This is a genomic window from Micromonospora sp. AMSO1212t (assembly GCF_008868145.1).
Lineage (GTDB): Bacteria > Actinomycetota > Actinomycetes > Mycobacteriales > Micromonosporaceae > Micromonospora > Micromonospora tulbaghiae.
On record NZ_WBKS01000005.1, the window covers coordinates 20,786 to 32,946 of the forward strand.

General features: G+C 72.9%; 13 protein-coding genes. 4 read left to right on the top strand and 9 right to left on the bottom strand.

The annotated features are described in order from the left end of the window. Positions 1 to 53 precede the first annotated feature (53 nt). Positions 54 to 581 carry an RNA polymerase sigma factor gene (locus tag F8279_RS02475; RefSeq protein ID WP_225853085.1) on the top strand — a complete coding sequence of 176 codons (528 nt, stop codon included), beginning with the start codon at positions 54 to 56 and terminating at the stop codon, positions 579 to 581. Further along, positions 568 to 1,761: a hypothetical protein gene (locus tag F8279_RS02480; RefSeq protein ID WP_091413359.1), complete on the top strand. Its 1,194-nt coding sequence runs from the start codon at positions 568 to 570 to the stop codon at positions 1,759 to 1,761. The genes F8279_RS02475 and F8279_RS02480 overlap by 14 nt, the downstream gene beginning before the upstream one ends. Before the next feature lie 44 nt (positions 1,762 to 1,805). Here F8279_RS02480 and F8279_RS02485 read toward each other — a convergent pair whose 3' ends face one another. The 5 genes from F8279_RS02485 to F8279_RS02505 form a co-directional block, all read right to left on the bottom strand. Beyond that, on the bottom strand, positions 1,806 to 2,468 hold the full coding sequence (locus F8279_RS02485) for a DUF5701 family protein (protein ID WP_225853086.1): 663 nt from the start codon (positions 2,466 to 2,468) through the stop codon (positions 1,806 to 1,808). A 67-nt stretch (positions 2,469 to 2,535) separates the two neighbouring features. After that, positions 2,536 to 3,303 carry a LytTR family DNA-binding domain-containing protein gene (locus F8279_RS02490; protein WP_091413355.1) on the bottom strand — a complete coding sequence of 256 codons (768 nt, stop codon included), beginning with the start codon at positions 3,301 to 3,303 and terminating at the stop codon, positions 2,536 to 2,538. Next, positions 3,300 to 4,523 carry a histidine kinase gene (locus F8279_RS02495; protein WP_091413352.1) on the bottom strand — a complete coding sequence of 408 codons (1,224 nt, stop codon included), beginning with the start codon at positions 4,521 to 4,523 and terminating at the stop codon, positions 3,300 to 3,302. Before F8279_RS02495 ends, F8279_RS02490 begins: the two co-directional genes overlap by 4 nt. A gap of 33 nt (positions 4,524 to 4,556) precedes the next feature. Continuing rightward, entirely contained in the window at positions 4,557 to 6,065 is a 1,509-nt protein-coding gene (locus tag F8279_RS02500; protein ID WP_091413347.1) for a sugar transferase, read from the bottom strand. Between the two features lie 323 nt (positions 6,066 to 6,388). Further along, the gene (locus tag F8279_RS02505) at positions 6,389 to 7,249 is read right to left on the bottom strand and encodes an Fpg/Nei family DNA glycosylase (protein ID WP_091413345.1); all 861 of its coding nucleotides are present in this window, start codon (positions 7,247 to 7,249) and stop codon (positions 6,389 to 6,391) included. 24 nt (positions 7,250 to 7,273) lie between these two features. Between F8279_RS02505 and F8279_RS02510 the strand changes: the two genes are divergently transcribed. Beyond that, positions 7,274 to 8,524, top strand: a complete 1,251-nt coding sequence (locus tag F8279_RS02510) for a glycosyltransferase family 4 protein (RefSeq protein WP_091413342.1) — start codon at positions 7,274 to 7,276, stop codon at positions 8,522 to 8,524. A 113-nt stretch (positions 8,525 to 8,637) separates the two neighbouring features. Here F8279_RS02510 and F8279_RS02515 read toward each other — a convergent pair whose 3' ends face one another. From F8279_RS02515 to F8279_RS02530, 4 genes are all read right to left on the bottom strand, one after another. Next, positions 8,638 to 9,360 (bottom strand): CDP-alcohol phosphatidyltransferase family protein, encoded by a 723-nt coding sequence (locus F8279_RS02515; protein ID WP_091413339.1) that lies wholly within the window; start codon positions 9,358 to 9,360, stop codon positions 8,638 to 8,640. Continuing rightward, on the bottom strand, positions 9,335 to 10,402 hold the full coding sequence (locus tag F8279_RS02520; RefSeq protein ID WP_091413337.1) for an iron-containing alcohol dehydrogenase family protein: 1,068 nt from the start codon (positions 10,400 to 10,402) through the stop codon (positions 9,335 to 9,337). The genes F8279_RS02515 and F8279_RS02520 overlap by 26 nt, the downstream gene beginning before the upstream one ends. Then, positions 10,390 to 11,121 (bottom strand): sugar phosphate nucleotidyltransferase, encoded by a 732-nt coding sequence (locus F8279_RS02525; protein ID WP_091413335.1) that lies wholly within the window; start codon positions 11,119 to 11,121, stop codon positions 10,390 to 10,392. Before F8279_RS02525 ends, F8279_RS02520 begins: the two co-directional genes overlap by 13 nt. A gap of 70 nt (positions 11,122 to 11,191) precedes the next feature. Further along, positions 11,192 to 11,647: an NUDIX domain-containing protein gene (locus tag F8279_RS02530; protein WP_225853087.1), complete on the bottom strand. Its 456-nt coding sequence runs from the start codon at positions 11,645 to 11,647 to the stop codon at positions 11,192 to 11,194. 112 nt (positions 11,648 to 11,759) lie between these two features. On the opposite strand from F8279_RS02530, the gene F8279_RS02535 reads away from it, so the two are divergent. Next, on the top strand, positions 11,760 to 12,152 hold the full coding sequence (locus tag F8279_RS02535) for a cyclic nucleotide-binding/CBS domain-containing protein (RefSeq protein ID WP_091413331.1): 393 nt from the start codon (positions 11,760 to 11,762) through the stop codon (positions 12,150 to 12,152). Positions 12,153 to 12,161 lie beyond the last annotated feature (9 nt).

A 12,161-nucleotide genomic window follows, 5' to 3' on the forward strand; every position in this document is an offset into this window, starting at 1 on the left:
CGCCCCCCCGGAACCTTCCCGCCGTCCCGTGAGTGGACAGGTGGGGAGAGGGGGTGACGGTGCCCGACGGTGATCTCATCGCGGAGCTGTACGCGGGGTCCTTCCGCCGGCTGGTGGTCCAGCTCTATGCGGTGACCGGTGACCTGAGCGAGGCTCAGGAGGCGGTCCAGGAGGCGTTCACCAAGGCGCTGGTCGCGCCCGGGCGGTTCGCCCGGCTGGAGAACCCGGAGGCGTGGCTGCGGCGGGTCGCGGTGAACGTAGCCCGCAGCCGGCATCGGCGTCGGCGGGTCCTCGACCGGCTGCTGCTCCGGATCGGTCCTCCGCCCGCCGTCGCCGACCGGTCGCCGGAACACCTGGCCCTGCTGGCCGCGATGCGGGAACTGCCCGAGGGGCAGCGAACCGCGCTGGCTCTGCACTACCTGGTCGACCTGCCGGTGGAGGAGATCGCGGCCACCCTCGGCGTCTCCGCCGGCACCGTGAAGTCCCGGCTCTCCCGTGGGCGGCGGGCCCTCGCGGCGCTGCTCACGGATTCCGACGTCATCGACAGCCCCAGCAACGGGAGGATCGATGTCCGATCGTAGGCTCTCCGGTTTCGACGTCGACACCGTCGCCGCCAGCGTCCGGCAGCCGCCGCTCGACGAGCTGCGGTCCGTGGCCCACTCCCGCCGGCGCCGGTCCGGTGGCCTGGGCGCGACCGCCCTGGTGGTGCTGGCGGCCCTGGTCGCCACGCCGCTGGCGAGCCGGTCCGCACAGTTCGGATCGGCGGATCCGCCCGGGCCGGCCCTGCCGGGCAGGGCCGGCGACTTCACGTTGACCGGCCCGGCCTCCGGGGTGGACGTACGGGTCGAGACGTGCGTGTTGCGCTTCGCCCGGACCGCCGACGGGGGCCGGACCTGGACCGACTGGGACGATGCGCGCTACCGGGCCGCCGACTGCGAGCCCGGTCCGGCCCGCAGCGGTACGAGCCTGGAGTACGCCGTCCTGAGCGACAGCACCTATCTGGTCCACGACGACGGGGTGCGTCGCCTCTCCACCGACTACGGCCGCACCTGGCGGGACGCCGAGCAGGCGATCACCGCCGTACGGGCCTTCCCGCCCGCCGCCCGGCCCGTCCCGCGTGGACTGGCGTCGCCGGCGGTTACCGAGCCGCTCGCGGTGGACCCGTCGACGGGGGACGTCTACCGGCTCAGCGGGCAGCCGCCGTCGCCGCTGCCGCTCGCCGTCCTCTACCCCGCGTCGGACGGCAGTATCTGGACCACGTACGGGATCAACGGAACGACGGTCGGGGCGCGTAGCGCCGACCGGGGAGTGACCTGGACGACCTGGACCCCGGCCCCGGGGAAGACGGTTCTGGGACTGGCCGGGGTGGACCGGCGGGTGGGCTACCAGATCGTCGCGGACGCGGACGGTGCGGTGACGCTGGAGCGGACCCAGGACGGCGGGACGACCTGGTCCACCACGGTGACCGGGCTGCCGAGGGTGGAGCACTGGGATCTGACAGTCGGTTCGGACGGATCCCTGCTGGCCGTCACCCAGACCGGTGCGGGCGACGACCGGGTCGCGGAGGTACGGGTCAGCCGCGACGACGGCCGGAGTCTCGCCGTGGCCCGGGCGGGCGGCATGCCGGTCGCCTCGGTGAGTGTCGCGCCGGGCTACGCGTGGCTGTTCGGCCGGGACGACGGCCGGGACGGTGAGGCGGACCATCTGGTCCTCACGCCTGACGGGCAGGTCTGGACCCGGATCCTGCTCGCGTCCTCCTGACCGCGCCGGGGCGGGACCGTTGCCGGCCCCGCCCCGGCCACCGGTCAGTCCAGCCCCACCCGTACCGGGTTCGCGGTCGCCGAGCCGAGCCAGGTGTGCGGGTTGCCGAACCAGCACCAGCCGAGCTTCGGCGCGCCCTGGCTGATCCAGAGCGCCGGCACCCGCCGGTCGCCGCAGCGTGACCCCACGAGCGAGAAGCATCTGTTGCTCGCCAGCGCCTGCGGGTGCAGCGTGACGAATGCCAGTCCCTCGTCGATGGTGATCGGCAGCCGGTCCTTCGCGGTCATGTCCTCGAGTGCGGCCGACGGCGGCACGTTGCGGTACTCCTCGCCCCGGTCCACGTCGAGGAGCAGGTACGCGGGCCCGGGCGGCACCTCCAGCTCCTTGATCGGGTCGAAGGTGGGCAGGTCGTCGGCGGGGAAGTTCCGGTCGAGGACGCCGGTCCTGCGCTTGCCGGCGAGCGTGGTGAGCGCGATCCGTTCCGCCACGGGCACCAGCTCCCGCGTGGTCACCAGCAGGAACGGCACCCGCGCGTCGGTGGGGCCGGCCAGCTCGGCGGCACCGGCCACGGCCGGGTCGCGCAGCGGGGTGAGCAACGCGCGGAACTCCTCCTCGGTCTGCCCGGCCAGCGCCGGGTAGCCGAGCTGGACGAGGCGGTCGAGCTGGCGGTCGAACTCGGTAGCGGCGTCGAAGCGGTCGTCGGACATGTGGTCCTCCACCCTGTCGTACGGTCTGCCGTACATTGTACGTCAGTGCCGTCGGCGCCCCCGTCCCTCAGCGACTCCAGTCCTGTTTCGCGGCACGGACCAGCTTGTCCTTCAGCTCCCGGGTGTGCCGGCGGCTCACCGGCAGCTCGGACCCGTCGATCACCACCACGTAGCCCGAGTTGACCAGCCGCAGCTCGGCGATGAGCCGCAGCTGCACCAGGTAGGAGCGATGGATCCGGACGAACCCGGCGTCGGCCCAGCGCTCGGCCAGCGTCGCCAGCGAGACCCGGACCAGGTGCGACCCCTCCGCCGTGTGCAGCCGCGCGTAGTCACCCTGCGCCTCCACCCACCGCACCGCCGAGCGGGGCAGCATCCGGGTGGTGCCGGCCAGCTCGATCGGGATGGTCGGATCCTCCTCCGCCCGGCCCAGCGCGGCCGGATGCGACGGCACCACCCGGGAGCCGATCACCCGGCGCAGCGACTCGGCCAGCCGCTCGGCGCGTACCGGCTTGCGCACGTAGTCGGTGGCGCCCAGATCGAACGCGTCCACCGCGCCGTCGTCGTACGCGGTGACGAACACGATCGCCGGCGGACGGGCGAAGCGGCGCAGCACCCGGGCCAGCTCCATGCCGTCCAGCCCCGGCATCCGGATGTCGAGGAACACCACGTCCACGTCGTCGTCGCGTAGCACACGCAGCGCCTCGGTCGCGTCCCCGGCCGTGTGCAGCCGGGCCACCCGGGGGTCGGCGCGCAGGTGGTACGCCAGCTCGTCGAGCGCGGGCGGCTCGTCGTCCACCGCCAGCACCCGGAGGAATCCGGTGCCGGTGACGGTCACGACGACGCCCGGACGCCGGGGTGGAACTTCGGTACGCGCATGCTGACCTTCGTACCCGAACCCAGCCCGGTCTCCACGACCAGGCCGAAACCGTCCCCGAAGACCGACCGGAGCCGTTCGTCGACGTTCGAGAGGCCGACGTGCTGCCCCGGGTCGTCGGCCGGGTCGCCGGCCGCGCCGGACACCTCGGCGATACCGGCGGTAAGCGTTGTCGGATCCATCCCCACCCCGTCGTCCTCCACCGTGATGTGACACTCCGCGCCCGCGTCCCGGGCCTCGATGCTCACCATGCCGGTGCCCGGCTTGCGGGACAACCCGTGGCGGACCGCGTTCTCCACCAGCGGCTGTAGGCAGAGGAACGGCAGCGTCACCGGCAGCACCTCCGGCGCGATCTGGAGGCGCACCTGGAGCCGCTCGCCGAAACGTGCCCGCTCGATGGTCAGGTAGCGGTCGATCGAGCGCAGCTCCTCGGCGAGCGTGGTGAACTCGCCGTGCGCGCGGAACGAGTAGCGGGTGAACTCGGCGAACTCCAGGATCAGCTCCCGCGCCCGCTCCGGGTCGGTGCGCACGAACGAGCCGATCGCGGTGAGCGCGTTGTAGATGAAGTGCGGGCTGATCTGGGCACGCAGCGCGCGTACCTCGGCCCGCGCCAGCCGTTCCCGCGACGACTCCAGCTCGGCCAGCGCGAGCTGGTCACCCGCCCAGTGCGCGGTCTCCAGCGTCGCCTGCACCAGACCCGGGGCCGGGCGCTCGTCGGCAACCGCCACCAGCGCCCCGACCACCCGCCCGTCCGCGCGCAGCGGCGCCACCACCGCGCCGCGTACCGGGCAGTCGACCAGGTCGCAGCGCAGGTCCGACTCGCCGAGCACGGTCGAGCGCCCGCTGTCGGCGGCGCGCCGGGCCGCCGCGACCAGCTGGTCGCCGTGGTGCGCGCCCTGCCCGTCGACCGCGAGCAACACGTCCCGGTCCGTCAGCGCCAGCCCGGCCGCGCCCACGAGGGCCCGCAGATGGCGTACGGCCTTCGCCGCGTCCGCCGCGGTCAGGCCGGCGCGCAACGGCTCGGCGGCGAGCCCTGCGGTGTGCAGCACCTCGTACGTGGCCCGCTGCGTGGCGGTGGCGATGCCTCGCCGACCGCGCAGCCGCAGCACCGCCCAGAGCGCCGCGGCCAGCGCGGTCACCAGCGAGACGACGGCGAAGACGGCGGAGAGGTTGCCACCCACGCAGCGATCCTGCCGGGTGCCGGCCCGGTAGCGCTAGTACGCGCCCTTGCGGGCCAGCACCACGCCCACGGTCCGCCACAGGATGCTCAGGTCGTATGCCAGCGACCAGTTGTCGACGTAGTAGAGGTCGAGCCGGACCGCCTCGTCCCAGGACAGGTCGGAGCGGCCGGAGACCTGCCACAGACCGGTCATGCCCGGCCGGACCAGCAGCCGGCGCCGCACGTCGCCGAGGAAGTCGCCGTCGTCGGCGGGCAGCGGGCGCGGGCCGACGAGCGACATCTCGCCCCAGAGCACGTTGATCAGCTGGGGCAGCTCGTCCAGCGACGTGGCACGCAGGAAGCGGCCCACCGGGAAGACCCGGGGGTCCTGCTTCATCTTGAACAGCATGCCGTCGGTCTCGTTCCGGTCGACCAGGCCGGCCAGCCGCTCCTCGGCGTCCACGTACATGGTCCGGAACTTCCAGACCCGGAACGTCCGCCCCTCGTGGCCCACGCGGGGCTGGCGGAAGAAGACCGGTCCGGGGTCGGAGATCCGGATGGCGACGGCGATGGCGAGGAAGAGCGGAACCAGCAGCAGCAGGCCCAGCCCGGCGGCGACCCGGTCCATCAGGTTCTTGGCCAGCAGCGCCGGCCCGGACAGGGTCGGTTCCTCGACGTGCAGCAGCGGCAGGCCCTCGATCGGGCGGATGTGCACCCGGGGGCCGGCGATGTCGGTGAGCTGGGGCGCGACCACCAGGTCGACGCCGGAGCCCTCCAGCTGCCAGGCCAGCCGGCGCAGCTCGCCCGGCTCGGCGCTGGCCGAGCCGCAGACCGCGATCGTGTCGCCGCCGACCTCACGCACCAGGGCCAGGACGTCGCGGCCCGCGTACACCGGGACCGGGGTCTCCAGGCCGCGCGCGGCGGCATACCCGTCGGTGAGGTGGATGGCCACCGGCACCAGGCCGACGGACGGGTTCCGGGTGACTGTGGTGTAGACCTCCAGGCACTCCGGAAGCGTGCCGACGAGCACCATCCGGTGCCCGGCGTGGCCGGCGCGGCGGCGCAGCGTGTGCAGGCAGGCCCGGGCGATCATGCGGCCGAGCAGGATCAGCGACATCGCGCCGAGCAGCGCGAAGCCGACCGTCCACCGGGACAGGGAGTAGGTCTTCGTGGCGAAGGCGATGAACGAGACCCCCGCCGCCACCGCGACGCCGGCCCGGATCACCCGCTTGAACTCGTCCGGGCCGAGCCCCAGGTAGCGCCGGTCGTAGGCCCGGTTGCCCCAGAGGAAGAGCAGCCAGCCGAGCGGCAGCAGCACGAACGCCACGGTGTAGAACCAGACCTGCGGCGAGTTGCGGAAGCCGGAGTCGGCCTGCTCGAAGATCTGCACGGCCAGGAAGCTGGCCAGGGCCGCCGCGCCGAAGTCGAGCAGCAGCAGGAACACGATGTAGGGCCGGTGCCACCGCGAGACCCGGCGCCGGGCGCGGGCCCACGCCGACCGGGGTACGCCGTTGTGCGACGGCGGAGTCGGCGGCTGGATCTCAAAGCTGTCGACGTGCCGCACGCTCTTGCTCCGGCCTCTGTCGGTTACCGGGCGCTGGAGGCTTGTCGTCACCTCAACCCATGTCCTCCCGCATGACCCGCACCCTCACTCGGTGTGAGGGCCCGGGTCGCTCACCGTCCCAGTCTCCCACGCGGGCCCGGCCCGGACCGGCCCCGCGAAGAAGCCATGCCGTCGGTGTTCGGTGAGATCTGGCCGGCTCCGAATCAGTTGTGAAGCCGGGGACCGAGCCACTATACCGATGGATGACGGCTCGGGTAGAGGGGCGGACCGGACCTTCGGTGATCGCGGGTCGATTCCGCTCGGTAACCGGCGAATGCCATTACTCACCGTACGAGCCGGGACAACCTTCGGTCAGCCAGCGGCTTGCCGCCGGTCTGACAGGTGGGGCAGTACTGGAGGCTCGAATCGGCGAACGAGACCTCCCGTACGGTGTCGCCACAGACCGGACACGGCAGTCCCTTGCGGGCGTGCACCTTCAGCCCCGAGCGTTTCTCGCCCTTCAGTTCCGCGGCTCGCTGCCCCATCGACCGGCGTACCGCGTCGCCGAGCACCGTGCGTGTCGCCGCGTGCAGACCGACGAGCTGGTCGTCGGTGAGCCGGTCGGTGATCGCGAACGGCGAGAGCCGCGCCGCGTGCAGGATCTCGTCCGAGTACGCGTTCCCCACCCCGGCCAGCACCGACTGGTCGGTCAGCACGCCCTTCACCTGGCCCCGGCGGCTGCGCAGCCGCTCGGCGAATGTGGGCAGGTCCGCCTCCAGCGCGTCCGGCCCGAGCTTCGCCACGCCCGGCACCTGCGCCGGATCGGTGACCAGGTAGGCGGCCAGCTTCTTCTGGGTGCCGGCCTCGGTCAGGTCGAAGCCGGAGCCGTCGTCGAGGCGTACCCGCACCGCGATCGGGCCCTTGCCGGGCCGCAGCGGGGTCGCCGACGGGAACGCCTCCCGGTAGTGCAGCCAGCCCGCCCGGGCCAGGTGGACCACCAGGTGCAGTCCCTCGTCGAACCGGACGTCCAGGAACTTGCCGTACCGGCCGGCGCCGGCGACGGCGCGGCCGGCGACCGCGCTCGGCGGCGGGTCGTACGTCTTCAGCGCGCTGATCGCGGCGACCTCGAACCGCTCGACGCGGCGGCCCACCGCACGCTCGCGCAGGTAACCGGCGAGCGCTTCCACCTCCGGAAGTTCGGGCACGGTACAACGGTAGCCTTCTTTCCCGTGAGAATCGTGGTGGCGCACAACCGGTACCGGGAAGCCCAGCCCTCCGGCGAGAACACGATCGTCGACGCGGAGATCGCCCAGCTCACCGCCGCCGGCGTGGAGGTGCTGCCGTTCCTGCGCAGCTCCGACGAGATCCCGTCGATGTCCAGGCCGGCCAAGGCGCTGCTGCCGATCTCGCCGATCTGGGCCCCGAAGGCCCAGCACGACCTGGACCGCCTGCTCACCGAGCACCGGCCGGACGTGTTGCACCTGCACAACCCGTACCCCCTGCTCTCGCCCTGGGTGGTGCGGACCGCGCACAGGCGCGGCGTGCCGGTGGTGCAGACCGTGCACAACTACCGGCAGGTCTGCTCCTCGGGCCTCTACTTCCGCGACGGCGTGATCTGCCAGGACTGCCGGGGGCGGACGCTGGGCGTACCGGCGATCGTGCACCGCTGCTACCGCAACTCCCGGGCGCAGAGCGCGCTGATGGCGACCACGCTCGCCGTGCACCGCCCCACCTGGAAGTCGGTGGACCGGTTCGTCGCGCTCACCACGGCTGTGGCTGATCATCTGCGCGACTACGGCATCCCGGACGAGCGGATCGTGGTCAAGCCGAACGCGGTACCCGACCCGGGCACCCCGGCGCCGGCCGGGAACGGATTCCTCTTCATGGGGCGGCTCAGCCCCGAGAAGGGCCTGGACCTGCTGCTCTCGGCGTGGCGGCGGCACCCGGTGGGCGCGCTCGGCCCGCTGCGCATCGCCGGTGACGGCGAGCTGCGCCCGCTCGCCGAGGCGGCCGCCGCCGAACGGCCCGACGTGCACTACCTGGGCCAGCTCGACCGCTCCGGGGTACGCGCGGCGCTGGCCGACAGCTCCGTGGTGCTGGCCACCTCCACCTGGCACGACGTGCTGCCCACGGTGATCATCGAGGCGTTGGCGGCGGGGCGGCCGGTGCTCGGCACCGCGCTCGGTGGCATCCCGTACCTGGTGGGCGCGGACGGGCCGCGGGAGCCGGCCGGCACCGGCCCGGCCGAGGTGGCCACCGCGGCGCCGGGCGACGGGCGGGTCGCGTTGCCCTCCGGGGTGCAGCGCGGCGAGGCCGGCTGGGTGGTGGCACCGGAGGTGGACGCGCTCGCCGCCGCGCTGCCGCTGGCCGCCGCCGAGGCACCTGCACTCGCCGCCGCGGCCCGGTCCCGCTACGAGCGCACCTTCCACCCCGACGTGATCACCAAGCGCCTGATCGACGTCTACGCCTCGCTCACCTGACCCCGCGTCGATCTTGCACTTGCGGCCCCGACAAAAGGGGCGGAACTCCCTCCGGAGGGGCGGCAACTGCAAGATCGACGGGGATGGCGGGCGCGAAAGAGGGCGGGAGGGGTTCAGCGCAGGGAGGCGCGGGCGGAGAACGCGATGCTCGCCAGCAGGAAGCCGCCGTTGACCACAGTGAACGCGACCATCAGCCAGAGCGCCAGCGCGGGCGCGAAGGCCAGCACCAGGCCGGCCACGAAGATCACCGCGCCGTAGTCGCGCACCAGCTTCACCAGTCGTACCGGGAGCGAGGTCGAGGTGACCATGCTCGCCGCGTTCGGCCCGGACTGCATCACCGAGGTCACCAGGTTGACCATCCAGGTGCCGGCGAACACCGCCACCAGCCAGACCGGCGTGGACGGGCGCTGCGCCACGGCTGTCGCGCCGATGGCGGCCACCAGCGCGATCTGGGCGGCCACGTCGCAGAGCACGTCGATCCGGGCGCCGGCCGCGCTGCCCTGACCGGTCACCCGGGCGAGCTGACCGTCGGCGCAGTCCAGCGCGTACGCGATCTGCCAGGCGACCAGGGCGACCAGCCCGACCACCCAGGCCGGGACGGTGCCGGCGGCCACGTCGTCGGCGAGCGCCACCACTGTGACCGAGGCGGCCAGCCCCAGCACCAGGTTGGTCAGCGTCAGCGCGGTCGGGCGCAGCCCCAGGCGCTGGGCCGCAAGCGCGAAGGCCGCCCCGATCCACTGGCTGATCGACTCGCTGAACAGGCCACCTCCCCGGTTGACCCGGTGGAAGTCGGCGACGGTGGGACGGGGCTCAGCCAATGTGGTCGCGGAGGGCACCGGCGTAGTCTGCCAGCCGCTCCCGCGTCTCGGTAGCCGACATCGCGAGGTGTTCGAGGATGGTGTAGCGGTCCGGCCGGGTGGCCGGTGCGAACTGCACCGCCTCCACGAACTGGTCGTCGGTCAGCTCGACCTCGGCGGGCAGGCGGGGCAGCCCGTGCCGGGTCAGGCAGGCCGCCATCTCGGCGAACCGGCGCTCGTCGCCGCGCAGGTACGTGCAGAACAGCGCGCCGAGCCCGGCCAGCTCGCCGTGCGAGGCGGTGCCGGGGAACAGCGCGTCGATCGCGTGCATGATCTCGTGGCAGCCGCCGCTGCACGGCCGGCTGGTGCCCTCGATCGCCATCGCCAGGCCGCTGGAGATCAGCGCGTCGGCGAGCACCGTGACGAAGCCGTCGTCGCTCATGTCGCCCGGGTGGTTGAGCACCGCCTCGGCACCGGCGCGCGACAGCGAGGCGGCCAACCCGTCGACCCGCTCACCGCGTACCCGCCGGGCCAGTTCCCAGTCCGCCAGTGCGCTGATGTTGCTGACCACGTCCCCGACGCCGGCCCGGTTGTGCCGCTCCGGCCCGGCCTCCACGAAGTCCAGGTCCACGATCACCGCGATCGGGATGTGCACGCCGTAGGAGCCCTTGAGGCCCTCGGTGATCAGGCTGGCGACCGGGGAGGCGATGCCGTCGTTGGCAAGGCTCGTCGCCACCGACACCATCGGCAGGCCGCGCCGGGTCGCGGCGTACTTGGCCACGTCGATGGTCTTGCCGCCGCCGATGCCGACCACCGCGTCGTACGACCGGGTGCGCAGCTTCGCCCCCAGGTCGTCGGCGGCGTCGAGCGTGCCCCCGGCCACTGTGAACACGTCGGCCGAGCGCAGCGACGGCCGGATCAGCTCGGCGATCCGCTCGCCCTGCCCCGGCCCGACCACCACAGCGACGTCGCCACCGGCGGAGATCCGCCCGTCGGAGAGGATCGCCGCCAGGTCGGCCACCGCGCCCCGCCGCACGTCGATGTGCAGCGGGGTGAGGACGCTGCGGGCTAGTAGCGGCACGCGATCTCCCGCGCCCGGGCCAGATCGGCGTGGTTGTCGACCTCGACCCAGGAGACGTCACCGATTGGTGCCGCCCGCACCTCGCCACCGCGCTCGGCGAACTCCTGGTAGCCGTCCTCGTAGTAGAGGTTCGGGTCACGCCGCCAGGTCGCCTCCAGCGCGTCGGCGAGCGGCACCGCCACCTGCGGCTCGATGAGCGTCGCGCCGATGTACTCGCCGTACGCCTCGCCCGGGTCCATCAGCTTGGTGATGCGGGTGAGCTGGCCGGCGGCGTCGAAGGTGGTCTTCATCTCCTCCTCGGCCAGCGGCTTGAGCGTGTCGACGGCGAGCAGGATGCCCGGGCCGCGCTCGGCCAGCAGCGTCTTCTCCACGCTCACCGGGTGCACGGTGTCGCCGTTGACGAGCAGCACGCCCCGGGAGAAGTGCTCACGCGCCAGCCAGAGCGAGTACGCGTTGTTCCACTCCTCCGCCTTGTCGTTGTGGACCAGGGTGAGCGTGACGCCGTACTTCTCCTCCAGGGCGGCCTGGCGCTGCCGCACCGCGTCGGCCGCGTAGCCCACCACGATCACGACCTCGTTCAGCCCCACCTCGGCGAGGTTGCGCAGCGAGATGTCGAGGATGGTGGTCTCCCCGTCGACCGGCACCAGGGCCTTGGGCAGGGTGTCCGTGTACGGCCGCAGCCGGCGCCCCGCACCCGCGGCGAGCACCATCCCGATCATGCCGACACGCTCCTCTTCTCGACCCGATTCCACCCGGCGAGGATATCGTCGGCCACCGGCCCGCAGTGGTTCAGCCCGTCAGCCCGATCGAACGCAGCGCGGCGAAGCCGTCCTCCGCGATCCGCCGGATGAGCCCGTCGTTGACGTCCCGGTGCTCGTCGAGCAGGGCGATGTCACGTTCGGCCAGCCAGCGGAACTCGGTGTGCTTGCCCTCCTCCAGCCGGGGCCGGCTCAGGTCGCCGTCCACCCGGATCAGGAAGTCGGTCTCCACCCGGGTCAGCCCGTCGTCGGCGGTGTACCGGTATTCGCCGACCAGGCCGAGCACGTGCGACACGGCCCAGCCGGTCTCCTCGGTGACCTCCCGGCGCAGCGCGTCGTCGATCTCCTCGCCCGGCTCCAGATGGCCGCCGACGATGTCCCAGCAGTTCGGAAAGAGGCGCCGCTCGGGGGACCGGCGTTGGATGAAGATGCGGCCGTCGTCGTCGACGATCAGCGCGCCGGCGCAGCGGAGGGGCTCGGTGGGCACCCTCCGACAGTAGCCATCCGCGCCGTCTCCGGCGATGCCCGTCCTTGTCCCGGTACGCATCGAGGGCCCACCATGTCCGTACTCAGTCGCCGTCCCACAGGGGTGATGTGTGATGCAGGTACGGGAAGCGATGTCCAGCGAGGTACTCGTGGTCGGGCCGGAGCACACGCTCCGGCAGGCGGCCCGGATGATGTCGGCCCGCGGTGTCGGGTCGGCGGTCGTGATCGACCCGGACTCCGAGGGGGTCGGGATCATGACCGAACGCGATGTGCTGAAGGCGATCGGAGCCGGGCTCGACCCGGATGTCGAGCGCACCGGCGCACACCTGACCTGGGACGTCGTCTACGCCGGCCCGGACTGGACGGTAGAGGAGGCAGCCGCCGCGATGGCCCGCGGCGGGTTCCGTCACCTGGTCGTGCTCGACGGGCGGGAGGTGGCGGGAGTGATCTCGGTACGGGACCTGATGCGGGTCTGGGCGGGGCAGCACGCGCCGACCCGGACCTGATCCGGTCCG

What these genes read in the sequence shown, in the direction of transcription:
- F8279_RS02485 (WP_225853086.1), bottom strand. Translation starts at nt 2,468, where the DNA reads ATGTCCGACGACCGCTTCGACGCCGCTACCGAGTTCGACCGCCAGCTC.
- F8279_RS02525 (WP_091413335.1), bottom strand. Translation starts at nt 11,121, where the DNA reads ATGATCGGGATGGTGCTCGCCGCGGGTGCGGGGCGCCGGCTGCGGCCG.
- F8279_RS02535 (WP_091413331.1), top strand. Translation starts at nt 11,760, where the DNA reads ATGCAGGTACGGGAAGCGATGTCCAGCGAGGTACTCGTGGTCGGGCCG.
- F8279_RS02480 (WP_091413359.1), top strand. Translation starts at nt 568, where the DNA reads ATGTCCGATCGTAGGCTCTCCGGTTTCGACGTCGACACCGTCGCCGCC.